The organism is Haloterrigena gelatinilytica, assembly GCF_013342145.1.
Classification (GTDB): domain Archaea; phylum Halobacteriota; class Halobacteria; order Halobacteriales; family Natrialbaceae; genus Haloterrigena; species Haloterrigena gelatinilytica.
On the sequence record NZ_JABUQZ010000001.1, the window covers coordinates 3581360 to 3608018 of the forward strand.

Annotated in this window: 23 protein-coding genes and 1 pseudogene; 13 read left to right on the forward strand and 11 right to left on the reverse strand. The window is 65.4% G+C overall.

All coding sequences use genetic code 11. From position 1 onward, the window contains the following. Window positions 1–236 precede the first annotated feature (236 nt). Together HTZ84_RS17775 and HTZ84_RS17780 are read left to right on the forward strand one after the other, a co-directional pair. A complete protein-coding gene (locus HTZ84_RS17775) occupies window positions 237–1382 on the forward strand; it encodes a multicopper oxidase domain-containing protein (RefSeq protein WP_174681898.1) in 1146 nt (381 codons plus the stop codon). 230 nt (window positions 1383–1612) lie between these two features. Continuing rightward, on the forward strand, window positions 1613–2470 hold the full coding sequence (locus tag HTZ84_RS17780) for a phosphatase PAP2 family protein (protein WP_174681899.1): 858 nt from the start codon (window positions 1613–1615) through the stop codon (window positions 2468–2470). Between the two features lie 41 nt (window positions 2471–2511). Here HTZ84_RS17780 and HTZ84_RS17785 read toward each other — a convergent pair whose 3' ends face one another. Further along, window positions 2512–5025: a DEAD/DEAH box helicase gene (locus HTZ84_RS17785; RefSeq protein WP_174681900.1), complete on the reverse strand. Its 2514-nt coding sequence runs from the start codon at window positions 5023–5025 to the stop codon at window positions 2512–2514. Window positions 5026–5531: 506 nt separating this feature from the next. On the opposite strand from HTZ84_RS17785, the gene HTZ84_RS17790 reads away from it, so the two are divergent. The 5 genes from HTZ84_RS17790 to HTZ84_RS17810 all read left to right on the forward strand — a co-directional run bounded on the left by HTZ84_RS17790 (window position 5532) and on the right by HTZ84_RS17810 (window position 10434). Further along, complete coding sequence (locus HTZ84_RS17790) at window positions 5532–6302, forward strand: hypothetical protein (RefSeq protein WP_174681901.1); 771 nt, start codon at window positions 5532–5534, stop codon at window positions 6300–6302. Window positions 6303–6471: 169 nt separating this feature from the next. Beyond that, a complete protein-coding gene (locus HTZ84_RS17795; RefSeq protein ID WP_174681902.1) occupies window positions 6472–6798 on the forward strand; it encodes a hypothetical protein in 327 nt (108 codons plus the stop codon). A 201-nt stretch (window positions 6799–6999) separates the two neighbouring features. Continuing rightward, on the forward strand, window positions 7000–7971 hold the full coding sequence (locus HTZ84_RS17800; RefSeq protein ID WP_394353283.1) for a M48 family metalloprotease: 972 nt from the start codon (window positions 7000–7002) through the stop codon (window positions 7969–7971). Window positions 7972–8383: 412 nt separating this feature from the next. After that, entirely contained in the window at window positions 8384–8869 is a 486-nt protein-coding gene (locus tag HTZ84_RS17805) for a PH domain-containing protein (RefSeq protein WP_174681904.1), read from the forward strand. Next, on the forward strand, window positions 8866–10434 hold the full coding sequence (locus tag HTZ84_RS17810; RefSeq protein WP_174681905.1) for a PH domain-containing protein: 1569 nt from the start codon (window positions 8866–8868) through the stop codon (window positions 10432–10434). Before HTZ84_RS17805 ends, HTZ84_RS17810 begins: the two co-directional genes overlap by 4 nt. Before the next feature lie 74 nt (window positions 10435–10508). Here the strand turns inward: HTZ84_RS17810 and HTZ84_RS17815 are convergent, their stop codons facing one another. Beyond that, complete coding sequence (locus HTZ84_RS17815) at window positions 10509–11336, reverse strand: ABC transporter permease (protein ID WP_174681906.1); 828 nt, start codon at window positions 11334–11336, stop codon at window positions 10509–10511. A gap of 276 nt (window positions 11337–11612) precedes the next feature. Next, a complete protein-coding gene (locus HTZ84_RS17820; RefSeq protein WP_254611774.1) occupies window positions 11613–12152 on the reverse strand; it encodes a hypothetical protein in 540 nt (179 codons plus the stop codon). 400 nt (window positions 12153–12552) lie between these two features. Here HTZ84_RS17820 and HTZ84_RS17825 point away from each other — a divergent pair, with 400 nt between their 5' ends. The 4 genes from HTZ84_RS17825 to HTZ84_RS17840 all read left to right on the forward strand — a co-directional run bounded on the left by HTZ84_RS17825 (window position 12553) and on the right by HTZ84_RS17840 (window position 17264). Further along, complete coding sequence (locus HTZ84_RS17825; protein WP_174681907.1) at window positions 12553–13242, forward strand: metallophosphoesterase family protein; 690 nt, start codon at window positions 12553–12555, stop codon at window positions 13240–13242. 7 nt (window positions 13243–13249) lie between these two features. Beyond that, window positions 13250–15691, forward strand: a complete 2442-nt coding sequence (gene ppk1 / locus HTZ84_RS17830) for a polyphosphate kinase 1 (protein ID WP_174681908.1) — start codon at window positions 13250–13252, stop codon at window positions 15689–15691. A gap of 68 nt (window positions 15692–15759) precedes the next feature. After that, on the forward strand, window positions 15760–16263 hold the full coding sequence (locus HTZ84_RS17835) for a TspO/MBR family protein (RefSeq protein ID WP_174681909.1): 504 nt from the start codon (window positions 15760–15762) through the stop codon (window positions 16261–16263). 77 nt (window positions 16264–16340) lie between these two features. Continuing rightward, complete coding sequence (locus HTZ84_RS17840; RefSeq protein ID WP_174681910.1) at window positions 16341–17264, forward strand: hypothetical protein; 924 nt, start codon at window positions 16341–16343, stop codon at window positions 17262–17264. 19 nt (window positions 17265–17283) lie between these two features. On the opposite strand, the gene HTZ84_RS17845 is transcribed toward HTZ84_RS17840, so the two are convergent. The 7 genes from HTZ84_RS17845 to HTZ84_RS17875 form a co-directional block, all read right to left on the reverse strand. Then, complete coding sequence (locus HTZ84_RS17845; RefSeq protein WP_217468412.1) at window positions 17284–18504, reverse strand: MFS transporter; 1221 nt, start codon at window positions 18502–18504, stop codon at window positions 17284–17286. Window positions 18505–18752: 248 nt separating this feature from the next. Further along, window positions 18753–19343 carry a diacylglycerol/polyprenol kinase family protein gene (locus tag HTZ84_RS17850; RefSeq protein WP_174681912.1) on the reverse strand — a complete coding sequence of 197 codons (591 nt, stop codon included), beginning with the start codon at window positions 19341–19343 and terminating at the stop codon, window positions 18753–18755. Window positions 19344–19439: 96 nt separating this feature from the next. After that, window positions 19440–19796, reverse strand: coding sequence for a HalOD1 output domain-containing protein (locus HTZ84_RS17855; RefSeq protein ID WP_174681913.1), 357 nt, complete (start codon window positions 19794–19796; stop codon window positions 19440–19442). A gap of 46 nt (window positions 19797–19842) precedes the next feature. Beyond that, a complete protein-coding gene (locus HTZ84_RS17860; RefSeq protein WP_174681914.1) occupies window positions 19843–20982 on the reverse strand; it encodes a bacterio-opsin activator domain-containing protein in 1140 nt (379 codons plus the stop codon). 194 nt (window positions 20983–21176) lie between these two features. Continuing rightward, window positions 21177–22163, reverse strand: a complete 987-nt coding sequence (locus tag HTZ84_RS17865) for an acetamidase/formamidase family protein (protein ID WP_174681915.1) — start codon at window positions 22161–22163, stop codon at window positions 21177–21179. Between the two features lie 100 nt (window positions 22164–22263). Then, window positions 22264–24048 carry a glycine--tRNA ligase gene (glyS, locus tag HTZ84_RS17870; RefSeq protein WP_174681916.1) on the reverse strand — a complete coding sequence of 595 codons (1785 nt, stop codon included), beginning with the start codon at window positions 24046–24048 and terminating at the stop codon, window positions 22264–22266. Further along, window positions 24041–24895, reverse strand: a complete 855-nt coding sequence (locus tag HTZ84_RS17875; RefSeq protein WP_174681917.1) for a CBS domain-containing protein — start codon at window positions 24893–24895, stop codon at window positions 24041–24043. Before HTZ84_RS17875 ends, glyS begins: the two co-directional genes overlap by 8 nt. Before the next feature lie 129 nt (window positions 24896–25024). Here HTZ84_RS17875 and HTZ84_RS17880 point away from each other — a divergent pair. Then, window positions 25025–25177: pseudogene (locus HTZ84_RS17880) on the forward strand (DUF7556 family protein); the annotation flags it as partial. A 222-nt stretch (window positions 25178–25399) separates the two neighbouring features. On the opposite strand, the gene HTZ84_RS17885 reads toward HTZ84_RS17880, so the two are convergent. Further along, window positions 25400–25849, reverse strand: coding sequence for a DoxX family protein (locus tag HTZ84_RS17885; RefSeq protein WP_174681919.1), 450 nt, complete (start codon window positions 25847–25849; stop codon window positions 25400–25402). A 238-nt stretch (window positions 25850–26087) separates the two neighbouring features. Here HTZ84_RS17885 and HTZ84_RS17890 point away from each other — a divergent pair, with 238 nt between their 5' ends. Next, a complete protein-coding gene (locus HTZ84_RS17890) occupies window positions 26088–26612 on the forward strand; it encodes a hypothetical protein (protein WP_174681920.1) in 525 nt (174 codons plus the stop codon). The last annotated feature ends 47 nt before the right edge of the window (window positions 26613–26659 follow it).

Consider the following 26659-nt stretch of genomic DNA (forward strand, 5'->3'; position numbering starts at 1 on the left):
CGCGCGCCGTTCGAACGGACGGCGTCTCCACCGGCGCCGTCGGCCGTCGGGTCGCTCGACACCGTTTTCAGTCGTTCCGATCGCTCGAGTCGGTTCGCCGTAGTCGAACGGAAGGCGAGTCGCGATCGCGAGCGCGCCCCCTTATAACTGTTTCGGAGAACGTGTTCTCGGGACTTCTCGCCCGGTAAGAACGGGCTCGCTCCGTTATACGACGGCGCTTCATAGGGCAACTGTCTATGAACGACCGTATCGGCGCACCCGGGTCCGGGCTCTCGCGACGCGAACTGATGATCGCTACCGGCGGCGCGGCGGCCCTCGCCGGCTGTATGAGTCGCGGTCAGGGGGCAGATCCCGAGTCGTCGGACTCGAGCGGCGACGAGGAGGACGCGTCGTCCGGCCTCCCGCAGACGAGCGCGCCCGAAGTCGTCCGGGTCGACGAGCAGGGCGGGAGCGTGACGCTGCGTTCGGTGACGGCCCGCCACCCCGTCCACCCGATGGATTCGATGGGCGGACCGATCGAACTCCCGCAGGTCTGGGCGTTCCAGGCCGACGACGGCGAGCCGAGCGTTCCCGGGCCGATCCTTCGGACGACGGAGGGGAACGATATGGAAGTCACGCTGGACAACACGGACGCCGGCCATCCCCACACCCTCCACTTCCACGGCGTGCGGAAGTCCTGGAAGAACGACGGCGTTCCCACGACGACCGGGGTGACGGTCTATCCCGGCGAGAAACACACCTACACGATTCCGGCGAACGTCCCCGGGACGCACTTCTATCACTGCCACTACCAGACCCACCGGCACATCGATATGGGGATGTACGGCATCTTCCGCGTCGATCCGAAGGGATACGAACCCGCCGACAGGGAGTACTTCTTCACCCTCAAGGACTGGGACTCGCGGGTCAACCGGCAGATGGCCGGCGAGAACGTCGACTACAGTCCGCGCCAGCGGAATCCCGACGTGTTCACGATCAACGGGAAGAGCCTCCCGCGGACGCTCCACCCCGAGGAGGGATCGCCCATCATCGTCGACCGCGGCGACACCGTCCGCCTTCACATGGTCAACGCGGGCTACATGTCCCACCCGATGCACACGCACAACCACCGGTACCGCCTCGTCGAGAAGGACGGCGGCCAGATTCCCGAAGCCGCCCAGTACGAACAGGACATCACCAACGTCGCGCCAGCCGAACGCCACACGATCGAGTTCGAGGCCGACGCCGACCCCGGCATCTACCTCATGCACTGCCACAAGGTCAACCACGCCATGAACGGGACCTCCTACCCCGGTGGGATGGTCAACGGCATCGTCTACCGCGACGCGATGGACACCGACGTCTTCGCGGATCTCATGGAGTACGCCGGCTACGAGGGGTGATCCGCTCACCGAGGTGAGACGCGGCGTCACGCTCCGACGACAGCCGCGACACAGTGCGGACAGCGTCGATATCTACGGTTTCTCCGCTGTTTCGGACGAGAGACGTCGATAGACGGATCTTCGAATCGTCGCGTCTCCTCGAGCGATCGCGAGTTTGTCCTCCGCTCGAGTAAATAGATATAAGTAAGCCGAAGCTATAGAATTACTAGAATAACCAGACCGATACGAACATGGCCCTGCTAAATATGCTCCTCCTGACCGGCCTCGCCGTCTTGGCTGGACTGACGATGACGTGCGTTCTCTGTCTCGATCGGCGGCAACTCCGCCGAACCATCGGTGAGTACGATCACCGACTCCGGGACGTCGCCCCGTATCTCGGCGCCGCGGCGCTGTTCTTCCTGACCAAGCGGTTGACCCACGACTACAGCGTGAAGCTCTCGCACGCGCTCGACTGGGACATCACGGCCGAACTCTACACCGTCGAAGGCGAGTTCGTCGCCCACCTCCAGGCTATCGTCCCGCGGTCCACGCTCGAGTTCTTCTCCGTCATGTACATGTTCGGGTTCCCGTTCCTCCTGGTGACCGCGCCGATCCTCTACTTCGCGCTGTCCTCCCAGCGCCACCTCAAGGAACTGCTCATCGCGTACGTGTTCAACTACGCGATCGGCGCGATCTGTTACACGCTGTTTATCGCGTACGGCCCCCGCAACCACCTGTCGACCGTCGACGGACTCATGTACAGCTTCTATCCGCAGACCCAGGACATGACGGCGGCGGTCTCGGCGAACACGGACGTGTTCCCGTCCCTGCACACGTCGCTGGCGGTCGTCGTCTTGCTGTTCGCGTGGCGCTCGCGCCGGGAGTACCCCCGCTGGCTCCCGATCGCGGCGTTCGTGGCCGCCAGCGTCGTCTTCTCGACGATGTACCTGGGCATCCACTGGTTGTCGGACGTCGTGGCCGGCATCGTCCTCGGTGTGGGGAGCGTCTACGCGGCCGAACGTATCGTCGCCCGCGCGGAAGGCGACGCCGATCGGGTCTCCGTTCCCGGCGAGCGCGACGAGGGGATCGCGTCCGACGCGAGCGACTGAGTCGAACCCGACGCGAGCGGTCGGGTTCGAGCGGCGACCGACTACCCCGTGTACTCGCTCCCGATGACCTCTCGGATCCGCTCGGCGGTCACCGCCCCGACGCCGTCGGCTTCCTGTAACTCCTCTTCGGTCGCGATCATCACCGCCTCGACCGTGCCGAACTCCTCGAGCAGCGATCGCGCCGTCACGGGCCCGATCTCGGCGATCGAAGAGACGACGTACTCCTGCTGTTCGGCGAGCGTCTTGGACTGCTTCTCGCCGTGGACCGACACCTCCCGGTCGGCGGTCTCCTGCTCGCGGCCGGCGATCACCGCCAGCAGCTCGGTCGTCTCCTGTTCGCCCTCCGTCCGGAGGACGCTCGCGCCGAAGTCGACGGCCAGACTCGAGAGCGCGCCCCGGACGGCGTTCGGGTGGACGTCCCGCTGTTCGTAGAGGCCGTCGCCCTCGACGACGACGATCGGGCGGGAGTAGTGGCGGGCCATCGCGCCGACCTGCTCGAAGACCGACCGGTCGCCGCCGACCAGCGAGTCGACGAAGTCCGCGACGGACTTGCGCTCGACGACCACGCGGTCCGACAGGACGTAGTCGCCGACGTCGAGCGTCTCGAGGCGGACCTCGATCTCCTCGCGTCTCGAGAGGTCCCGCGCGATGTTGGCGTCCATCTCGCGCTGGTCGGCGACGACCTCGATGGCGTCGCCCTCGGCGTGGGGTTCGTGGGTTTCGACCGTCTCTTCCTCCGGGTCGTCGCTCCCAGCGCCTCCGGCGGCGTCGTCTTCGGCTCCGTCGTCGCCCGCGAACTCCCGGAGGCCGGGCTGTGCCGAAACCCCCCCGCTTCCACTGGAAGAATCGCCGACGGCGTCGGGGTTTTCGCCGCGACCGTCCACTTTCACTTCGCTTTCCAGAGCGCCTCGGCTCGCGGCTCCGCCGCCCGCCCCGTCCGAGGAGCGTCGCTCCTCGCTCCCGTCGAAATCCGTCAGCGCCTGCTGGGAGTCGTCTAACTCCTCCGCTAAGTCGTCGGCGACCCCCTTCAGGTCGCGCAGCTCCGACTCCATCTCCTTCTCGCGGCGCCGCGAGATCCAGAAGTAGGCCTCGTCGCGGGTGTCCTCGGCCATCAGGACGACCACCCGACCCTCGGACTGGCGGCCGGTTCGGCCCTTCCGCTGGATCGAGCGGATCGCCGTCGGGACGGGTTCGTAGAACAGCACCAGGTCGACCTCCGGGACGTCGAGCCCCTCCTCGGCGACCGAGGTGGAGACGAGCACCTCGAACTCGCCGCCGCGGAACTGGTCGAGCACTTCCTGTTGTTCCTTCTGGGTCATCCCGTCGCTCCCCTCGCGGTCGCCCTGGCCGACGAAGCGCTTGGCGTCGAAGCTCTCGGAGAGGAACTCCGTCAGCGCCTCCGCCGTATCGCGGGACTCGGTGAAGACGATGACGCGCTCGCCGCCCTCGAGGCCGAGCGTCTCGGCGAGCAGCATCCGGGTCTTGCGGTACTTGGGGTGGAGCTGGTCGAAGCTCTCGGCCTTGCGCATCGCCTCGCGCACCCGCGGATCGGAGACCAGCCGCTGGCTCGCCTTCGAGGCGCCCGACGAGCGGGCCTGGTTGCGCTGGCGGTCGAAGTACCGGCGGACGGCCTCGACGCTCTGGGTTTCGACCAGCGTCACGGCCTGCCGGAGCTTCATGATTTCCGCGTGGATGGACATCCCCTCGAACCCCTCCGACTGATCGTTGTTGATCAGTTTCTGGAGTTCGGCGCGCATCCGGTTCAGGTCCTTCTGGGACTGGTCGGGCTGGGTCGAGGACGCCACGCCCAGTTCCTTCAGCTTCTCGAGGCGCTCTTTGATCACCTCGTTCAGCGCGTCGCGGATCTCGATGACCTCCTCGGGGAGGTCGATGCGCTCCCACTCGACGTCGGTGTCGTGGGTGAACTCATCGACGTCGGCGTCCTCCTCGGTCATCACCTCGACCTCCCGGAGGCCGAGGTTCTCGCAGACCTCGAGGATGGCCTCCTCGTCGCCGCCGGGCGAGGCCGACATGCCGGTCACCAGCGGATCCGTCGCGTCGGCGTGGTAGCGCTCGGCGATGTAGTTGTAGGCGTAGTCACCGGTCGCGCGGTGGCACTCGTCGAACGTGATGTGGGTCACGTCGGCAAGCGAGATTCGACTCCCGACGAGGTCGTTCTCGATCACCTGCGGGGTCGCCATCACGACCGTCGCCTCCTCCCACGTCGCGGCGCGGTCGTCGGGGCTGACGTCGCCCGTAAACACGACGATCTCCTCGTCGGGGATCTGCAGCGCCTCGCGGTAGAAATCGGCGTGTTGCTGGACGAGGGGTTTCGTCGGCGCGAGCATCAGCGACTTCCCGCCGACCTCCTCGAGTCTGCGCGCGGTGACGAGCAGGCTCACCGTCGTCTTCCCCAGCCCCGTGGGGAGACAGACGAGCGTGTGGTGGTTCGCGGCCGTGCCCGCGAGCTTTAGCTGGTAGAGTCGTCGTTCTAGAAAGTCGGGCTCGAGAAGCGGATGCTCGATCGAGGGCGGTTCCTCGTCCTGTGCTGCCATTGCCGGCGATTCGAGACGGTCGCGGTTAAGCGTTGAGAAAGCGGGGTGGAAGTGAACGGGGTCGTTCGCGTGTATTCGCGTCATGTTCGACGTCGACTACCCTGTTGGATTATGTATTGTGGTTACGTCTCGTACTCTTCGGCCTCGCACTCGACGTAATGGGCTCGCGTTGTGGTACCATCCTCGTAACTCCTATCAGTTCGCTATCCTTACTCCAGCGATGTCCGATTAGTCCGCTCTGGTCGCCCGCTCGAAGACCTGGTCCGAATCATTTCCGCTGATTATATCGCGACGGTTTCGGTCGAACACGATTGTTGCCGAGATCTGATTTTGGTGGTTCTCGAACCACGACCGATCGCGAGACTGCCGTTCCCTTATAATTCTTAAATCTATCAGAAATATAATTAGAAATGTTTAATACATTCTTATTATGGGTGGTATATAAAATCTAATAGAGAAAACCATGAAAAGAATTAATACGCCGAAACATGTATTTACAACTGGATATGGTTGAAAAAGAAGACCATCATGTTAATCGAAGAAACGTCCTCCGAAAAGCGGGTGTCGGTATTGCGGGTTCCAGTGTTCTTCTCTCCACAGCAGGAAGCGCACAAGCGAAGGAGGATGCGTCCGAGAACGCGACCGAGTACGAATTCACTGAAGAAGAGAAAGATGCTGTCGTCGCCGAACTCAACCGAATAGCTCGACGAGAGATTCGGAAGGAGGTCTACGACGACCGTGTAGTGACGCCGAGCTGGCCGAGTTGGATTCCCGGCGTTCCGACCGGACTCCCCTTCAACTGGTGCGTTAACATTCCGCTCGGTGACGAGTTCTGCGCAATCGCTAATAATCCAGTGACGCAGATGCCGCTTTCCTGCGGAAACGTCAACTTTACCGGACGGCGTGTCGGTATGACGTTCGGCTACGGGCCCAGTGTCCACATTGATGACGGTGAGGTCGAAGGAGACATTCAATACCAGATCGGCTTTAACGCGATGATCAACGAAGCCAACGGGTGCTTCTATCTCGAACTAATAAGCACCGGTCAGAACGCGTGTGTCGTGACAGAGTGCCCGGATATGCCGGATCCGCGAGAGGTATCGGTTCGCGAACTCGCTCAAGCGCTGTACGATCTGAGTTACAGTTTTGCAGAGGATCTGTACGATGCGGCAGGCATGAGTCCGCCGGAAGTGCTTCTGGTCCTCACAGCCATTGGAATTGCAGTTGCATTCGCGACGATGGCTGCTACCCCGCCTATTCCTGGTGCAATTCCGTAGAGACAGAACGTAAAACCCAATATTCGCCACATATCGAAACACGTGTCTCGTATCTCCGACTATTTCGGTATCTGAACCGTATCAAAAACATAGTAGTATATTTGCCAGATGTGGTTCTATTATCTGACATAGAAAAATTTACAAAATACTGCATAGTAGTAAAATCTGTATGACTTCGCTGGAACGGTGGCAGTACGTGTATTTAGTTCTAGCACTTTTGATATTCGGCCTCAGTATCGTTGGATACCTTATGACTGGCGTGAGTATATTCTCCCTCTATCCAACGATCGTTTGGTTCGGTCTTCTGATCGTAATTGTACGTCCAACGATGTTCGGGTATATCATGGCTGGCTTCGGCATCCTCTCGCTCGCCATCGCCGGTTTTCTCGTGCGTGGAGGGGCAAGTCCCCTTACCATAGGCGTTCTCGTGGTCGTTGGAGGTGGAGCGCTCGTCGGTGGAATACGAACTCACAGAACTAGATCTCTCAGTCAGTGATGGCGACTATATCAAGTTCAATGAGAGGTTCAACACACCGAAATCCTCGCCTGTTTACGGCATCTTCATGATACGTACTGGCCGCGAAGCGGCTACTCGGGTGCATAGTAATCAATCACCAAAATCACATGACGATACAGCCTGTAGAGTCAGTAATCCATCACCATCGCTCTTTTGAAAAACCGTCTCGAGATATCGATTATGCCCTCCACAGTACGCAGATTACAATTGCGAATGATCGCTTCGCTCGTCGGACTGCTGCTAGTCGCGATCGGACTTCTCGTCAGCGTGTGGGCGACGTTTTACGGCGCACTCGTTCTGATCGGAAGTCCGTCCCCCGTCTCGATTGCCGTCGGTATTACGGCCATGATAGTAGTCGCGATCGGCTATCTCGAGTACAGACACCTCGAGACGATTGAACGGCTTTCGGATGCGCGTCCGATCGATCGCGAGACGGCTCCGGAGTTGTACCAGACAGCGACCCGCGTCGCCGCTCGACTGGACGTGCCACCGCCGACGATCGCCGTATCGGAGCGCGACGCGCCCGAGGCGCTGGCGGTCGGATTTCGACCGACGAACATCCATCTGGTACTCTCGCACGGAACGATCGAGACGCTCGATCACTCGGACGAACTCGAAGCGGTAATCGCCCACGAACTGGCACATGTCAAAAACCGGGACGCGATGGTGATGACGATCGTTTCCCTCCCCGTCGTTCTCGCGGCCGGATTGCGATCGCGAATCGCGCGGATCGACCACCCCGGAATCGTCACGGCCGTGTTCCTCCTGTTTCTGACGAATGCCGTGTGGGTCGTCGGACGACTGCTCACGGCCCACCTCTCGAGAGCCAGGGAACGCGCCGCGGACCGGGCCGCCGCGGCGGTGACCGGCTCTCCCGCCGCCCTCGCCAGTGCGCTCTCCCGCTTGGATCAGGAAATCGCCGAGACGCCCGAGCGCGATCTCAGGGACGCCTCAGCCGTCTCTTCGCTCTCGATCCTGCCGCTGGAACCGGCGGACCCCGAAACGGTTATGCTCGGTCCCGAAGGCGACACCGAGCCGTCGTACTGGTGGCTCCGAAAGCGCCTCCGCCGACTCGAGCGACGGTTCTTCGGCACGCATCCACCGACGTCCGACCGAATCGAATCGCTCTCGAGGCTCGAACGGGAACCGTAACTCGGTCACCGCTCGGACAGTTGCGGTCGGCCCGCTCAACGACACGGAAGGATCATCGTCTCAGCCGTCGTCGAAACCAATCGACCGATGGGCGGTGACGAACGGGTTCACCGTGGTCTTCCCGAGGCCGGTCGGAGACAGATGAGCGTGTGACGGTTCGCGGCCGTTCCCGCGAGTTTCAACTGGTAGCGTCGGCGCTCGAGGACGTCGGACTCGAGGAGCGGATGCTCGATCGATGACGTCCCTCGTCCTGTGTTGCCATTGCCGGCGACTCGAGACGGTCGCGGTTACGCGTTCGGAAAGCGGGATGGAAGTGACCGCGGTGTTCGAGCCGACTTCCTCCCGCGGCGCTATCGTCTATTTCAGCCCGAACGTGTAGATTTAAATATACCATGTACAGATCCTCGACGTGATGGACGAGCCCTCGAGTCGGTCCCCCGCCGAATCGGCGACGAACCGAATACATCCACGCATACGGATCGTCTGGGCGATCACGTGGCTGCTCGTCGGCGTCGTCGCGGCGATCGTCGCGACGGTCGTCCTCTCGGACTCGAGTCTCGAGCGGCCCCTCCTCACCGTCGCGGCGGCGAGTCCCGTCGCCGGAATCCCGCTGGCGGTCGTCCGCTACCGCCGGTTCCGATACGCTATCACCGACGACGGCGTCTACGTGCGCCGCGGGCTGGTCACCGTCAACGAGACGGTCGTTCCCGCCGCGAGCATCCAGCAGGTCGACGTCGACGAACCGCTCCTCGCGAGGCCGTTCGGCCTCGTCTCCGTCCGACTCTACACCGCGGGGACGTTCGGCGGGCGGGTCGCGATCCCCGGACTCGACTCGGACACCGCGGCCGATCTCGCGGACCGACTCGACCGGCTCGCCAGAGGTGAGTCGGGCGTATGAGTGCGCACACGCGTCTGAAGCCTGATATCCGGTCAATTCCGGTCAGAGCGCTCGAGAACGTCGACTTCACGACGGTCGCGATACTCGCGGTGATGCTGACGGTGCTCGGCGACGGATCGGCGTCCGGAATCGATGTACTCACCTCCGGACTGGTGCGGCTCGTGCTGCTCGCCGTCTTCGTCGGGCTCCTCCAGCTCGCCATCCAGGCCGTCGAGTGGTGGCGCTACGAACTCACCCTCGAGGAGGAGTCGATCGTCGTCCGGTCCGGAATCCTCCGGCCGAAACGCCGAACGATCCCGTTCTCCCGAATCCAGCGGTCGACGGTCTCGACGACGACGGTGAGCCGCCCGTTCGGACTCGCCGCCCTCGAGTGCGAGACCGCCGGCAATCCCGACGAGGCCGACCTCTCGGTGCGGTACCTCGAGCGGGCCGACGCCGAGGACCTCCAGCAGCGGATCCAGTCGGCCGCCGACGTCGATGCGACGTCCGCGGAACCGCCGGATCGCCGTCGCGTCTTCACGCTTCGACCGCGGGAACTGGCCCTGTACGGCGTGACCCGAACCCACACCAAGACGGTGCTCCTGGCCGCGCTGGCGTGGGTTGGAGCACACTACTTCGAACCGGACGCGATGACCGACCTGCGATCGACCGCCGTCGCCGTCCTCGAAGATCTCTTGCCGCTGTCGCCGGCGGTTATGCTGGGGCTGGTCGTCCTCACCGGCTGGCTCGCCGGCGTCGCCCTCGGGATCGAACGGATGGCCCGCTTTCGCCTCTCCGCGGGCGAGGGCTCGTTTCGGCGACAACACGGGCTCTTTCGGACGACCGACGCGGACGTCTCGAGCGACCGCATCCAGATCGCTCGCGTTCGGTCGAATCCGCTCCACCGACGGCTGGGGCTGGCGCAGGCGGATATCGGCACCGCCGGGCTCTCCGATCCCGCTCCGTTCGGATTGAAGTGGCCGCTGGCGCCGCTGGCCCGGCGTGACGTCGCGTGGGACCTCGTCGAGCGAGCTGTCGGGGTCGATCGATCGGCGGTTCGACTTCAGCCCCTCCCCGACCGTGCGCGCCGGCGGTACGTCGTCAGGTACGCCCTCGGGGTCGTCGCGCTGGCCGTTGGGACAGTGATCGCCCAGCGGTTCGTCCCGGCGACTCGAGTGATTCCCCTTCCGCTCTTCGCCCCCCTGCTCGCGCTCACGCCGCTCGCGGGCCACGTGACGTGGAGTCATCGCGGCTACGCGCTGCTCGAGGACCACGTCGTCGTCCGGCGCGGCTTCTGGACGCGTCGGACGTACGTCGTCCCGACCGACACCGTTCAGAACCTCTCCGTCTCGCAGAGCCCGTTCCAGCGACGCGTCGATCTCGTCTCGGTCCGCCTCGACGTTGCGTCGATGCCGTTTCTCCCCGGCGTTCCGCTACCCGACGTCGACGCGTCGGTCGGCGGACGGCTTCAGCGTCGGCTGCTCGAGACCGGGTCCGAGTCCGAGGCGGACTCCGAATCCGAGGACGAGCCCGAATCCGAAGTCGACGGCGAGTCCGCCGAAGCGGAAAACGAACGAGCGCGATGACGGCCACGCCGAGCGTCCCACACCATCACTGACGGCCTCGAGTGGCCGCTCGAGGCACACTCCAGTGACGCTGTTCACAGATCGGCGCGGCTGAATCGCCAGTAGCCAAGCGCTAGCGGCAGCCCGAGCCAGATGCCGAGCACGACGACCGCGAACCAGTGGTGGAGGTAGAACGGGACGTCGCCGCCGCCGCTGACGGCCACCGAGGCACTGCCGACGTCGCTGTCCCGCAGCGACTCGACCGCCTTGACGATATCCTCGGCGACGGTCTGGAGCTGGAAGCGCAGGACGAACGTCTCCGCGTGGCCGTCGAGGAGTTCGAACTGACTGTTGAGCACGTAGAACAGCGTGTCCCACGTGTACATGAGGACGAAGACGGCGAATCCGGCGACGCTCGCGCGCGTCTCCGACGTCGTCATCGCGGACACGCTGTGTCCGAGAACGACGTAGATGAAGCCGAACAACAGCATGACGACCAGCACGCCCACGAACGGGACCGGATCGAAGCCGTCGACGCCGGCAGCGAGGAGGAGCAGCGCCGGGAGATAGCCGACCAGGACCGCCGTCGTGAAGACGGCCAGTCGACCCAGGAGCTTCCCTACGTAGACCTCGAACCGCGAGTGCGGGAGGGCGAGCAGGAAGATGATGGTTCCGAGCGATCGCTCGCGGACGATCGACTTGATGCTCACCAGCAGCGCCGCACAGGGGACGAGAAAGACCATCACGAATATCGAGGTCAGCAACACCACGACCGGGAGGCCGTCGTCGATGCTGGTATCGGCCCACAGGTCGATCAGCGCTGCACCGCCGAGGAACAACACGAACACCGCGATCAGCGCCCACAGCTCTCTCGAGCGGATGGCGTCGTGGTAGTCCTTCTTCGCGACGGCAAGCGTGCTCATGGGATCACCTCGAGTGCGTCGATTGCGATCATAGGGGGACCACGAATACTGTTATCTGAACTACAATTAAAGCATTTATATTATCCGGAGAGGACGAGAGACAGCCGGACGGTAGTGGGAACGATATGTGCGTGTCTCGCGACCGCTCGTGGCGATAACGTCGAATCTACCGATCCGACGACCGATGCCGCTGCCTTGACGATCGATTCCGCTACTCTCGTCGATCGAACCCGTTGTTCTCCGACGGTCGAGGCCGACTCGAGACGCCGACCTGGTTCAGTCCGCGGCCACGTCGGCCGACGAACCGGTCCTCGCGGTCGCGTCGGTCAGCGGATCGACGCTCGCGGACGGAATCTCCGCGCGTCGAGCGTCGATCGCGATCCGGAACACCTCGGCGAGTCGCTGGACCCTCGAGACCGAGTAGGATCGCTGCGATCCGGCCGGTCGCTCGCTCGCTTTCGAACCGCGGAGCCGCGTTCCGACGGACGGAATGACGTCGAGGAGTCGTCCCACCAGTCGACGAAGCGGGGACGGACCGCGTGCCCGCTCCTCGCGTGCGGTCGAGTCGGCGATTCCGGCCGACGCTCGTTTCTCTCGTTCGACATACCCCTCGAGTCGCGCCCGGATCGTCTCCAGTTCGCGGAGCGTGAGTTCGCCTGTCGGATCGACGCCCGTGATATCGAGCAGCAGGTCGCGGTGGTGCTCGAGCGAGAGCCGCCACACGTCGTCCTCGGCGTCGTGCCCCTCGACCGGCGGCGGCATCCGTTCCTCGTCGACGCGAATTCTGAGTTCCCCTCCCATGAGTCGTCGAATCATACTGACTAATATGTATTTAATACTTCGGATAATAGCTGTACGTTCGAAAACGTATTCTCGAGTTTCGAACGTAGAATCCGACGACAGTGGGATCCATTTGCGATATCGAACGCCCCGTCCGCTCGGCGGAGGGGAGTACCGAGTCCCCGTCGATCAATTCATCCTCCCGATTCGAACTCGTCACTCGGCCCGTTTTGGCCAGTCTGAAGCCCTATCACGATCGCTCTGAGTCGTCGTCGGAGTACGTACTCCGGGCCGACCGGCCGTGCGTCCCGTTTCGAGAGCCGAACCGAATCCGCTCCGAGAGCGGATATGATGGACTATGTACTGGTACGTATTCAAACGTATATAAAATATAACATCTTATCTCTGATTTTTCGAAGCTTTTGGTAGGGCACTCGTGACGATTGTTCCATCCGCTGCCGACGACGAGGTATCGTTCGACCATCAGCGTCTCGACGCCGACTCCTACGACGACGTCTACGTAATCGGCGACGTCCACGGCTGTCTCGACTCCCTCGAGCGGCTGCTCTCGACGCTCGAGTTCGGCCCGAACGACCTCGGCGTGTTCGTCGGCGATCTGGTCCGGAAGGGACCGGAGAGCAAGGCGGTCCTCGAGCGGGTGCGGGACTCGCCGCAGCTGCGGTCGGTCCGGGGGAACAACGAGCAGAAATTCCTCGACGACGAGGCCGACCTCGAGGCGCTCGAACCGGCCGATTATCGGTACCTCGAGTCGCTGCCGACCGCCATCTCGTGGGACGACCACCTCGTCGTCCACGGCGGCGTCGATCCCGCGCGGCCGCTCTCGGAGCACTCGGATCGAGACCTGCTGACGATGCGGAGTCCGAACGGCGACGGCTACGACGGCCCGTTCTGGTTCGACGAGTACGCGGGCCCGCTGCGGGTCTTTTTCGGCCACACCGTGCTCGACGAGCCCGTCGAACGCGAGTGGGCCGTCGGCCTCGATACGGGCTGTGTCTACGGCGGTCGGCTCACGGCCTACGACCTCTGCGGCGAGCGGTTCGTGAGCGTCTCGACGCCCGAGCACCAGCCGCGCCCGGACGAGAAGTTCGCCGAACCTGCGGAGTGAGATTGGGATGAAGGGGGATGACACGTCCGAATCCGACCGAGCGGAGCAGTGGAATCGACCGACCGACCGACCGAACCGCACGAACCGAGACGACGTGCCGACCGCTCGAGCGATGAGCGACGGCGGTTCGTCGGCGGGCGACGCCGACGCGACGGCCGAGGAGGAAGCCGACGACGCGTCGCTCGCGTACGGCGGGGATGCCGACGACGCGCCCGCCGCCGACTCCGGCGACGGGACCGGGACCGAGTCCGAGCCCGACGCCGACGACTCCGCGCCGACCAGCGTCGTTCCCGCCGACACGTTGTCGGTCGACGAGGCGACCGTCTCGGACGCCGCGGCGGCGACCGACGCGGCCTCGGGAGCGGGCGGCGCCCGGGCCGAGTCCGTCGACCTCTCGGATCCGCGCTACTACCTCAACCGCGAACACAGCGTCCTCGAATTCCAGCGTCGCGTCCTCCACGAGGCCATGGACGAGAAGAACCCGCTGCTCGAGCGGGTCAAGTTCCTCGCGATCTTCACGACGAACGTCGACGAGTTCATCCGGAAACGTGTCGGGGGGCTCAAACAGCAGATCGCTGCGGGCATCACCGAGGAGACGCCCGACGGCCGCACGCCCCGCCAGCAGTGGCGGGAGGTCCTGGACGAGGCCCGCTCGCTGCTCGAGCGCCAGAGTCGCTGCTACCGGGAGGAGATCCGACCCGCCCTCGACGAGGAAGGGATCCACATCGTCGATTACGACGAGCTCTCGGCCGCCGAGCAACGGGAGGTTCGGAACTACTTCGAGAGTTCGGTCCTGCCGACCCTGACGCCGCTGACGTTCGATCCGGCCCACCCCTTCCCGTTCATCTCGAACCAGAGCCTTTCCCTCGGCGTCCTGACCCGCGAACGACCCGGCGCCGATCTCACCTTTTCGCGAGTGAAGATCCCGCGCAACCAGGTCCGGTTCGTCCAACTCGGTGAGGACGACCGCTACGTGCTCCTCGAGGACATCGTTCAAGCGAACCTCGACCTGCTGTTTCCGGACGTCGAAGTCGTCGACACGGCCCTGTTCCGGGTGACGCGAAACGCCGAGGTCCGCCGCGACGAGGAGGTCGCCGAGGACCTCATCGAGATGATCGAGGAGGTTCTGGAGGAGCGCCGGTTCGCCACCGTCGTCCGCCTCGAGATCGAGCGCGACGCCCCCGAGAAGATCCTCGAGATCCTCAGGCGCGAACTCGAACTCGACGAGCGGGAGGTCTTCCACCTCGACGGGCCGCTCGACTACCGAGACTTCTTCGAACTGGCCGCCCTCGACCGGCCCGAACTGCAGTTACCCGACTGGACGCCCCAGCCACACCCGCGGCTGGGCACCCGCGAGGACGGCCGTCCCATCTTCGACGTGATCCGCGATCGCGACGTCCTCGTCCACCACCCCTACCACGCCTTCGAGGACACCGTCCAGCGGTTCTTAGAGGAGGCGGCCAACGATCCGGACGTGCTGGCGATCAAGGCGGCGATCTACCGCACGGCCAGCGACTCGAAGATCATCGAGACGCTCATCGAGGCCGCCCGCAACGGGAAACAGGTCGCGGTCATGGTCGAGTTGAAGGCCCGCTTCGACGAGGAGAACAACCTCGAGTGGGCGAAGAAACTCGAGGAGGAGGGGATCCACGTCGCCTACGGGACGATCGGCTACAAGACCCACACGAAGACCTCGCTGGTCGTCCGGGAGGAGGAAGACGGCGTTCAGCTATACTCTCACATCGGCACCGGCAACTACCACTCCGAGACCGCCAAGCAGTACGAGGATCTCGGCCTGCTGACCGCCGACCCCGACATCGGACAGGACCTCGTGCGCGTGTTCAACTACTTCACGGGCCACTCGATGCACCGCGACTACCGCAAACTGCTCGTCGCCCCCGGCAACATGCGCGAGCGGTTCGTCGACCTCGTTCGGACGGTCGCCCAGCGCGCCCGCGACGGCGAGGACGCCCGAATCGTCGCCAAGATGAACCGGTTAGAGGATCCGCAGCTCGTCCGCGAACTCTACCGCGCGTCGATGGCCGGCGTCGACATCGACCTCGTCGTTCGCGACATCTGTCGGCTCCGGCCCGGACTCGAGGACGTCAGCGAGAACATCGCCGTCCACAGCGTCGTCGGCCGGTTCCTCGAGCACTCGCGGATCTTCTACTTCCGGGCGGGCGACGAGGACTGCTACTACACCGGCTCGGCCGACTGGATGACCCGGAACCTCGACAACCGCGTCGAGGCGGTCACCCCGATCGAGGATCCGCGCCTCCAGTCCCGGCTCGACGAAATCCTCGAGACGCTCCTCCAGGACACCCGAAACCGATGGGTGATGCAACCGGACGGCACCTACGAGCGGTGCCGGGAGCGGGTCGACGAGGCGACGACGGACGTCCACGCGACGTTCATGGAATCGGCTCGAGAACAGACGACGCGACACTGACCGGCGCGTCGGCCCGCGACGTAGCCGCCCGCAATACTGCTATCCGTATTCGCGGCCTACGGTTCCCCATGACCGCCGCTCTCGCTCGCTTCGCCCGGCTTCCCGACCGCAGGCCGCTGCTCCGCGCCGTCGGATTCGTACTACTGGTGAACGTCGTCGGCGGTCTCCCGGGGCTCCTCTCGTCACCGGACACCGACTGGTTCCGACGCCTCGAGAAGCCGTGGTTCTACCCGCCGTCGGTCGCGTTTCCGATCGTCTGGACGGCGCTGTTTACGCTGCTCGGTATCGCGTTGTGGCTGGTCTGGCGCAGCGAGAACGCCGGCCGGCGGTTCGCGATCGGCCTGTTCGTCCTCCAGATGGCGTGCAACGTCGCCTGGACGCCCGCGTTCTTCGCGCTCGAAGCGCCACTGCTCGCTCTCGGGATCATTCTCGCCCTCTGGGCGCTCGTCGCCGCGACGATCGTCGCGTTTCGACGGGTCGATCGCCGCGCCGCGGCGCTGCTCGCGCCGTATCTCCTCTGGGTCACCTTCGCGGCGGTCCTCAACTTCGAACTCTGGCGCGCGAACGCCTAACGGGTGCGACTTTCGCCCGCCTTCGAAAACTGATAAATCACCTCGCACTTTTCAACAGCTTTGATGTTCTCGAAACCATGACTGAGTGGACCACGACGCGGCGCGGACTGGTCGTCGCCGCCGGCGTCGGCCTCGCCGGCTGTCTCGGGAGTAGCGACGATGACGGTGGGAACGGGAATTCGAACGAGAACGGCGACGACGGAACGGAGGACTCGACCGAACGGGTCAACGGGGTCCCGGCGGGGGACATCGAGGCTCGCCGGGAGCAGATGCCCGACCCTGGGATCGCGGTCGACTGGTCTAACGCGCGGGAGTTCCGCGCGTGGCTGTTCGACGACGGTAACGAGAGCAACGGCCGGTTCGACTACACGGCGGATCTGCCGCCCGCAGAGGACGTCAACTCTCCCGTCATCGAGGTGCTCGACGTCTATCCGGACCAGGTCGATGCGCTCGTCAGCCAGGGGACGACGCAGGTCGTCCTCGGTCAGTTCGACGCCGACGCGCTCGAGACGCGACTCGCGGAGTCGGACCGGTACGAAGTCACCGACGAGTACGGCGGCTACGCCGTCGCCGACGGCGCCGACGACGAACCGTCCGCGGGACCGATCGCCGTCGGCGACGACGCGCTCGTCCTCGGTTCCGGCTACGAGAACCCGATCGACGCCAGACACGGCGACCGCGACCGCCTCGAGGACGTCGACCCGTGGATGACGCACCTGCTCGAGACGCTGCCCGAGGAGCCCCTCGTCACCGGCGAGTATCTGGAACCGCTCGTCGACGCCGTCGACGTCCCCGAGATCTACTGCTGGGGGGTGTCGATGCCGGGACGCGGCCCCGAGACGGCGACCTGGGCGTTCGTCTTCGACGATCCCGACGACATCACCGACGACGTTCGCGCGGAGCTTCGGGCGCTGGCCGACGAGGTCGATACACTCGAGGTCGACGGACGAACGCTGACGATGGACGGGACGGTTCCCGAGAACGCCGACGCGGGGCAGTGAGACGCCGTCGGGCCGCCGGTCAGTCCGTCGCGGCCGCCGAGAGCGCCGGCAGCCACCGAACGAGCGCGATCGCGCAGACGACGAACGCCGCCAGCACGACGTAGCCCTCGTCGAAAAAGCCTCGCTCGGCGAACGCGCCGAACAGGACGGGACTCGCGGCGCCGATCGTCATGTAGGTGCTCCGCAGGAATCCGACGCCCGTCCCCTGCATGTCCGTCGGGAACGCCGCCGTCATGTACGGCAGCGTGATCGTCCCGTACCCCAGGATGCTCGAGAGCAACACCGTCCCGGCGACGATCGGCCAGAACCCCTCCAGGAGCGGGAGCGCGACGAGCGCGACGGCCATGACGCCCAGAACGATCGGCAACGATCGTCGAATCCCGAACTCGTCGTAGAGCCGTCCGGTCGTCGGCTGGACGACGATGCCGAGCGCGAAGAACGCGCTGAACAGCGCCGTGGCGACCCCTTCCGAGAACCCCTTGACCTCGATCAGGTAGGTCGGGTAGAAGCCCGTAAACGCCTGCCAGACGCAGTAGGTGAGGATCTGGATCGCCGTCACGACGACGATCTCCCGGCGGCGCAGCTGGACGGCGACGTACCGGACGGTCTCGAGCGAGAGGCTGTCGACGGCGCTGCCCTCGCCGGAGGTTCGGCCGGGGACGACGGCCCACAGCAGACCGGCGACCAGCAGAAAGACGGGCGCGGCGATGCCGAAACCGAACTGCCAGGCCAGCGTCGTCGCGATGGCGCCGGCCGCGAGCGGGAGCGCGGCGTTCCCGACTTCGCCGGCGGCCATCGTGACGCCGACCGCGGTCCCCGCGTTGTTCGGGAAGACGTCCGAGAGGATGGTGAACCGGGCGACGCCGTACAGCGCCGTCCCGAAGCCGAAACAGGCCGTCGCGAGGTAGACCAGCGCCGCCGAGTCGGCGACGGCGACGACGCCGACCGCTATCGCCGAGACGAGCGAGCTCGCCACGAGGATGTTCCCCTCCCCGAGGCGGTCGGCGAGGATCCCGCCGGGAAGCTGTCCGAGCGCGTACGCGAGCCACAGCGCCGTCAGCAGGAACCCCGCCGTCGTCAGGTCGAGGCCGTAGGCCTCCCGCAGGAAGGGTAACAACACCGGGTACGTGAGTCGGACGCCGATCGAGAAACACCAGCCGGTGGCGACGGCGAACAGGATCTTCCCGCGACCCTCCGCGAGCACCGATCGGATCCGCGACACTCGTTCGAACCGCTGCAACCGAGACACGGGCCTCCACGTTCGCGACAGGCGGTGTTGAGACCTCCTGAACGGTACGGTGTTGCCGATACCGGAACCCGGCGCCGGCCACCCCATCAAAATAATAATAATAACTCGACGACGTATCGCTCGTCTGTTCGCGATCGAACTCCGCGGGGTGACCGAACGCTATCGGCAGTTCGACGTTCGTGGGTACAGAAAAGTCAACTGAGGCGGGCGCGTACAACTCGCCCGAGGTGCGACGGGCTTCAGACCGGCCCGAACTCGAGGGCGAGCGTGGCCAGCAGGCCGGCGTAGATGGGGATCGTCAGGTTATCGTCGACGATGAAATCGCCGATCCTGAGCTTGACGCCGTCGGCGACGGTCGCCCCGACCGCGGCCGCGACGACGGCCAGCGGCGTCTCGTGGAGAAAGGGCGCGGCGATGAGCGTCGAGACGACGAACATCGTGACCAGCACCTTCGGCCCCTTGACGAACTTGAGGCTGTCGTCCGAGACGGTCCCGCTGATCGGATCGCCGATCGCGAGCATCAACATCGCCGGGAGGGCGACCCGCGGCTCGAAGAACAGCACGGCGACCGTCATGCTGAGCATGTAGTAGCCGTAGCCGGCGAACTGGTTCTGTTCGTACTCTCGGGTCAGCGAGTCGTAGAGCGACAACTCGACGCCGACGTAGAGCCGGAGGAACTCGAGGGCGATCGTTCCGACCGCGAGGAGGCCCATCAGGAGCTGAAATCGATCCCAGGTCAGTCCGAGATCGAACTGAGCGGCGAGGAGATAGAGCGCGACCAGTCCCGCCCCGCTCGCGTGGACGGCTCGTCGCTTTAGTTCGTCAGCCATCAGATTTCCCGTCGAAGGTAACGACCTTCAGTCCGTCGGTTACGTTCGACACGATCCGTGTTCGGACGCCGATCCTCCCCGCCCGCGGAGGACGAATTAGTCCGTAGCGAGTTTGACGACGACGGTTCCGTCGCTCGAAACGACCACGTGACAGGCCTCGTAGGAAAAGCTCACGGTGAGGGGGTGGTCGCGAGTCGACGTCACGAGGTCGGCGAGCGACTCGGGGTCGACGGTCGCGAACAGCGGCGCCATAGTACATGGGTCGCGGTCCGTGACGGCCCCGACCGTCTCGACGATCGCGGTGGTGAGCGCGTCGGTAACCGTACCGTGCTTCGTTTCGAGCGCCGCGTCGAACCGAGTGTGAAACGTCTCCGTGGTGGGATCGTGACCGACGCTGTCCTCGCCGATCGGTCGGGAAGGCATGACGTCCGAGTGGATCGTATCCTCGTCCATTGGGCTCAGTACGCAAGCGGTCGTGGTAAGGGCGGACGCTGACCAGTCAGCGTGCGTCCGCGCCGGACTTCTCGAAGAGGTGTCGCAAGACGGTTCGCTGGGCCTTGCGCAGGTGCTGGTTGAAGGTCTGGCGCGTGACGTCGAAGCGGTCGGCCAGCTCGTCGCCGGTGCTGGTCCGGGGCGTATCGAAGTAGCCGCCGAAGTAGGCGGCGTCGAGCGCCGACAACTGTCGCTCGGTGAGCGCGTCGGCGACGACGCCGTACAGCAGCTGCGGCGAGTAGACGAGGTCCTCGGAGACCAGTTCGACTTCGGGGTGGAACCGCCGGATTCCGGACGCGGCCTGCCGGGGATCCACGTCGCCGGGCAACTCGCCCAGGAACCGGACCTCGTCGGGAGCGATGACGACGGCGCGGGCGCGGCCGCCGAGGTCCTGAAACACCTGCGAGACCGTCGCCGACTCCGCCTTCGCTTCGATGCGATGGTACCCGTCGATCGAACTGAGCAACCGCGCGTCGCGGTAGTGGGGGACCTCCTCGACGGCGGTCACGAACTCGTTCGCCGGGAGATCCGACGTCCCCATGTACTGGACGGTCGTCCCGTTCTGCAGCGAGACGACCGAGTCGACCTCGAGTCGAATCTCGTCGTCCGCGACCCGCAGGGAGGGCGGGACCGCGGTCCGGTCCGTGCGGAACTCGAGGCGCCGGACGTGGTCGCTGGTCAACCGTTCCTCGCGGCGCTTCAGCGCCGTCGCGTCCTCGAAGGAGACGACGACGTACTCCACGTTCCCGTCGTCGTCCAAGACGGGCGCCGAATTGCTCGAGAGCCACCGCTCGGAGCCGTCGGGGAGTTCGATCCAGTGTTCGAAGCCGAAGACCGGTTCGCCCGTCTCGAGGACGCGCGTGACCGGGTTCTCCGACGCCGGAACGGGCGATCCGTCGTCGTAGTAGATGTTCCACTCGGCGTCGTCGTACGCGCGGCCGACGATCTCCTCGTTCGTCCGGCCGAGCGTTTCCGCCGCTCGTTCGTTCGCGAAGGCGTAGTTTCCCGCCGAATCGATCACGACGGTGCTGACCGGGTTCACGTCGAACACGCGCCGAGCCAGATCCTCGGGCGGGGTTCGGACGAACTCGTCTTCTCGGGGGTCGACCGACTTCTCGGCCTCGTCGTTCTCGGTGGACTCCGTCACCGTCTCATCGCCCCGCACGGTCGGACGCTCCCTCGACCTCGGCCGTCCCTCTCGCCGGAACGGTCGCGGTCACGCCGGCCGCCGCCGAACAGTCGCGCGCGCTCGCCCCCTTCCGACGGCGTCTCGACGAATTGGCGCTGCTCCATACGAGTGAGAGGGGACCGACGAATAAATGGGATTCTATCGGAGGGTCGTCACGCACGCGTGGGACGCCGCTTCGCCTCGGGAAAGATGCTCTCCGGGAGGTACGCGGAGACGACCCAGTTCGGCGCGTTGACGGCCTCGTTGATCTTCAGGTCGACGGCCACCGAACACAGCATGTAGGCGTCGTCCCGCTCGAGTCCGCGCTCGTCCCGGAGGTGGTCGACCATGCTCCGGACGGCTCGTCTGGTCGCCGCCATCAGGTCGTCGGCGATGCCCGTCGTCCCGTACATCGGCTCGTCCCGACCGGTCGGGGTGAACGGGCCGGCGGTCTCGAACTGCGGCTGCTCGATCGAGCGGTCCGAGCGCAGGTCGAACCGGCAGGTGACGGTCATTGGCGCTTCGATGCCGGTCCCGCAGACCTCGCCGTCCCCCTGCGCGGCGTGGCCGTCGCCGATGCTGAACAGGGCGTCCTCGACCGCGACGGGGAGATAGACCGTCGAGCCCGCCGTGAGCTGCTTGACGTCTATGTTCCCGCCGACGTCCCGCGGCGGAAACGTTCCGTGGGGACCGTCCTCGGCGGGCGCGACGCCGACGATGCCGGGGAACGGATTCAGCGGGACCTCGATCCCGTCTCCGAAGTGACCGACGTCGCCCTCGAGATCCCAGACGTGCAACGCCGGGTCGGGGAACTCGTCGGCCAACACGCCGAGCTCCGCCGGCCCCGGGAGGACCAGCGTGTAGCCGACGCCCTCGTGTTCGACCTCGAGCAGTTCGACCGCGAGGACGTCGCCCGGTTGAGCGCCCTCGACCGCGACGGGGCCGGTCAGCGCGTGGATCGGATCGATGTCGAGCGCGGCGACGTCCGCGGGCGTCGACTCTGGGCCGAGCTGTCCGTTGGTCGCGTCCCGACACGAAATTCGGACGATATCTCCCGGTTCGACCGTCAGGGCCGGCTCGCGTCCGTTGTCCCAGTCGCTGTGAACGGTGTCGTCGTCGGCGTCGATCCGATGGTCTACCGCGAACTCCTCGGCTCCCATATGATACTTCCTACGACACCACGGGATAAAACGGTATCTCGCCGGTAGCGGCGTCGAAACTCGATTTCCGCTCGAGACGACCAACGCGGTCGACGCCGCCTTACAGCTCGTCGAACTCGAGGTCGCCTTCCCGGATCGACGACAGCGTCTCCGCGAGGTCGTCGACCGGCAGCCGCTTCTGGTCGGTCGTGTCCCGCTCGCGGACGGTGACGGTCGTCTCCTCGTCTTCGACCGTTTCGTAGTCGACGGTCACGCAGAACGGCGTGCCGACTTCGTCCTGACGGCGGTAGCGCCGGCCGATGTTGCCCGAGTCGTCGTACGTGACCGAGAGGCCGACCTCGCGCAGGTCCGCGACGATCTCGTTCGCCTGGGACTCGAGTTCGTCGTCGTTCTGCAGCGGGAAGACGCCGACGAAGGTGGGCGCGACTTCCGGCTCGAGTTCGAGGTACGTCCGCTCCTCGTCGGCGACCTCGTCCTCGCGGTAGGCGTGGTGGAGGACGGTGTAGACCAGCCGGTCGACGCCGAAGGAGGGTTCGACGACGTGGGGCGTGATGTGCTCGCCGGCCTCGGTCTGCTCCTCGACCGCGAAGCCGGTCTTCTCGACGGGGATCTCGTGGGTCTCGCCCTCGAGGTCGATCTCGACGGCGTCGCCGTCGAACGCCGAGCGATCGCGCGCGGCGAGGTCCTCGAGCTTTTGCACGACTGCCTGCGCGTCGCCGCCGAACTCGGGACCCAGGTAGCTCATGTCGGGGTCGACGGTGGCACGCTCGACGGTCTTCGGTTCGTCGTACTGCTTGAAGATCGTGAAGCGGTCGTCGGAGTGCTCGCCGTGTTTCGAGAGGTCGTAGTCGCCGCGGTAGGCGAAGCCGGCCATCTCGATCCAGTTGCCGTCGACCTCGCTTTCCGCGTCCCAGCAGTCGCTGGCGTAGTGGGCCCGCTCGCCCGAGAGGTGCTGGCGGAACCGGAACCGGTCCATGTCGACGCCGACCGCGTCGTACCACGGTTTGGCGACGCCCAGGAAGTAGGCGACCCACGGGCTGGTGATGATGCCCTCGTCGACGGCCTCGCCGATCGTCGTCCGGATCTCGCCGCCGTCCTCGGCGTTCTGCTCGCTGGCCGGGTAGAGCGTGACCTCGACGTCTTCGACGCTCGAGAGGTCCGGCTCGTCCGTTTCGGGGTCGATGAAGTACTCGAGTTCGGCCTGCGTGAACTCGCGAGTGCGGATGATCGAGCGCCGCGGGCTGATCTCGTTTCGATACGCGCGACCGATCTGGGTGACGCCGAACGGCAGCTGGTTGCGCGCGTACTCCTTGAGCCGCGGGAACTCGACGAAGATGCCCTGCGCGGTCTCGGGGCGCATGTAGCCGGGGTCGGAGTCGCCGGGGCCGATGTTCGTCGCGAACATGAGGTTGAACGTCTCGACGGCCTGGCCCGCGAGTCCCGACCCGCAGTTCGGACAGACGAGTTCGTACTCGGCGATGACCTCCTCGACCTCGGGGATGGGGAGGCTCTCGGCGTCCTCGTACTCGGTGTTGTCCTCGACGACGTGGTCCGCGCGGTGGCTCTCGCCGCACTCCGGACACTCGACGAGCATGTCGTCGAAGCCGTCCAGGTGACCCGAGGCCTCGAAGACGGGCTCGGGCATGATCGTCGGCGCGTCGATCTCCATGTTGCCCTCGGCGACGGCGAAGCGGTCGCGCCAGGCGTCCTCGACGTTGCCCTTCAGCGCCGCGCCCTGCGGGCCGAAGGTGTAGAAGCCGCCGACGCCGCCGTAGGCGCCCGACGACTGGAAGAAGTAGCCCCGCCGCTTGGCCAGTTCGACCAGTTTCTCGCTCGTCGCCGCGGTCGCGCTCTCGGTGTCGTCCGCGCGTTCTCGCTCACTCATAGAGTGCCTCCAGCAGGTCGACGTCACAGACGATGCCGACGAGGTCCTCGCCCGTGACCATCGGGATCTGTTCGATATCGTTGCTGATCATCCGTTGGGCGGCCTCCTGGATCGACGTCTGCGCCGAGACCGTCACCACGTCGCCGCTCATGAACTCGCTGACCGGTTCGGCCGGGATCTCGATGTCCCGCGTGGGAAGATAGCGACTGCCGACGGCTTTGATCCCCTCCCACGACCAGTCGTCGTCCTGATCGCCGAAGTTGTCGCCGGTCTCCTCCTCGCCCTCGACGATGCGGGCGACGTCGATGACGTCGACCTCCGTCAGGACGCCGTTCATTCGCCCCTCGTCGTCCAGCGCGACGGTGTAGGGGACGTTCGCGTACGAGAGTTCGCGCTCGGCGACCGGGAGCGGTGCCCCTTCGTAGGTGGTGTTGACGTCCTCGCTCGCGTAGGACTCGACGGTGCCCTCGGTCTCCTGGTCGCCCGCCGCGATCGCGTGGATCACGTCGGTCACCGTGACGATGCCCTCGAACTCCCCGTCGACGACCGGCACGCGGCGGGCTCCGTCCTCGACCATCGTCCGCGCGACGTCCTCGAGGCTGGTGTCGGCCGTCGTCGTCGGGACGTCCTCGTCCATCAGGATGACGAGCTGGTCCTCGTCGGGCTGTTCGATCAGCGCGTCGCGGGAGATCAGCCCTCTGTACTCGAGACCGTCCTCGGTCGATTTGAGCACCGGAACGGACGAGAACGGCCGCTCCTGGAGGTACTCGAGGACGTCCGAGCGCGAACCCGGCAGTTCGACGGTTACCACGTCTTCGCGGGGCGTCATCGCGTCGGCTACGTTCATATCCCCACGGTACGGCGAAAATGAGTATAAACCCAGTGTTTCGTGCGCCCGCGATACCGGCCCGACCAGTCACTCGTTCTGATAGTTCGATTCGATGAGTTTATATGTGGTTGGGAATGAATAACATACATGGCGACGAACCCCCACGCCATGACGTCCGACGACACCGTCGTCGGTTCGATCGACTCGACGGAATCGAGTACGGAGTACGTCATCGCCGACATCTCGGCCGATGGCGCCTGGCTTTCCATGCAGGCTGACGACGCGCCGACGCTCGGCGCGTCACCGGTCGATCGGTGCGCGCGTATCGGTTCCGTTCGACGGCTTATTTGACGAGGCCAGTCACGACTACGTGCCGTTCGAGCGCGGCAACCGACGGTTTCGCCGACGCGACAACGGGACGACGCTGTCGCCGACTGCAACCGCTGCTCGAGGAGATCGTCGACCGGGACGCTTGAGCCGTCGGAAAACGAGCGAGTCGATTCCTGACACCGTCCGCGACGTTCAGAAGAGGCCGAGGCCGACCGCGTAGGGCCACTCGAGGGCGCCGAGCGCGACCAGCGTCAGCGACGCGCCCAGCAGGCCGACGTTCTTCAGGAACGAGGTCATCTCGGACTGTTGCTGGTCCTCGGGAACGGCCCAGAAGTCGTGCATCGTCGGCGTCGCCACGAGCAGGAACGCGGCGAGCGCACCGGCCGCGAGCGCGGGGAAGACCCCGAGTACGACGCCGAGGCCGCCCGCCACGAGCACGACCCCGGAGAGGGCGACGGAGGCCGTCGGCGCCGGAATTCCCTTCATCTCGGCGTAGCCGGCCATGCCCTCGAGGTCGAGGAAGTGGTTCACGCCCGTGAACGCGAGGACGCCGCCGAAGAGGATCCGAGCGACGAGGAACAGTTCGGCCGCGAGCGGGCCGTCGAAACTCTGTAGCGGTACCGTTTCGATAGCAGCTATCATTCTGTAACCTGCTGTAGTAACCGAACCGTAATAGCCGTTCTCGGACATCCGTATCCCCTGGTAACGGCGGTGTTATCGACTATCCTCGGTGACATCGAGGCAGACTGCCACGCCCGTGAATCGGAATCTCGACGCTCGCCCTGGCCCCTCGAATTCGGTCCGACCGCGGGCGTCCGCGTCGAGCGACCGGTCCGCAGCGCCCGACGATTTTAGTACGCGAGGATCGAGCGTCCGATCGATGGACGGTCCAGACCCCCGACGCGACGGCGGCCCCGAGCGCCCGCGGACGGCGGACGCCGCCGGCCTCGAGCGCGACGACTCGCGGCCGACGGTCGCGACGTTCCTCTCGTCGCTCGTTCCGGCGGCGCTGGCCCGGCGCGCGGTCGCCGTCTCGATCGCGACCGACCGCGACGTCTACGCTCGCGACGAGCCGGTCGACATCTCGATCGACTTCGAAAACCGGTTGCCGGTACCTATCTCCGTGCCGACGCCGCGGCGGCGCCGCTGGGGATGGACGATCGACGGCGACCTCGAGGGCAGCGACGAGCGTCGCTACGTTCCGGAGCGGCCCTCGACGTTTCGGTTCCGCGGCGGCGAGCGCAAACGGGTCCGGGTGACCTGGAACGGCCGCCTCGAGCGCACCGACGGCGACCGCCGTGAATCGGTCGTCCCCGATCCCGGAACCTACGAGCTCCGGGCGTTCGTCGCGACCGGCGCCGATCGCCACCGGCCCAGCGACGGGACGACGATTCGCCTCGAGTAGGCCGAGTCCCGAGGATTCGAGTCGCGCATCCGTTCTCGGCTCGAACG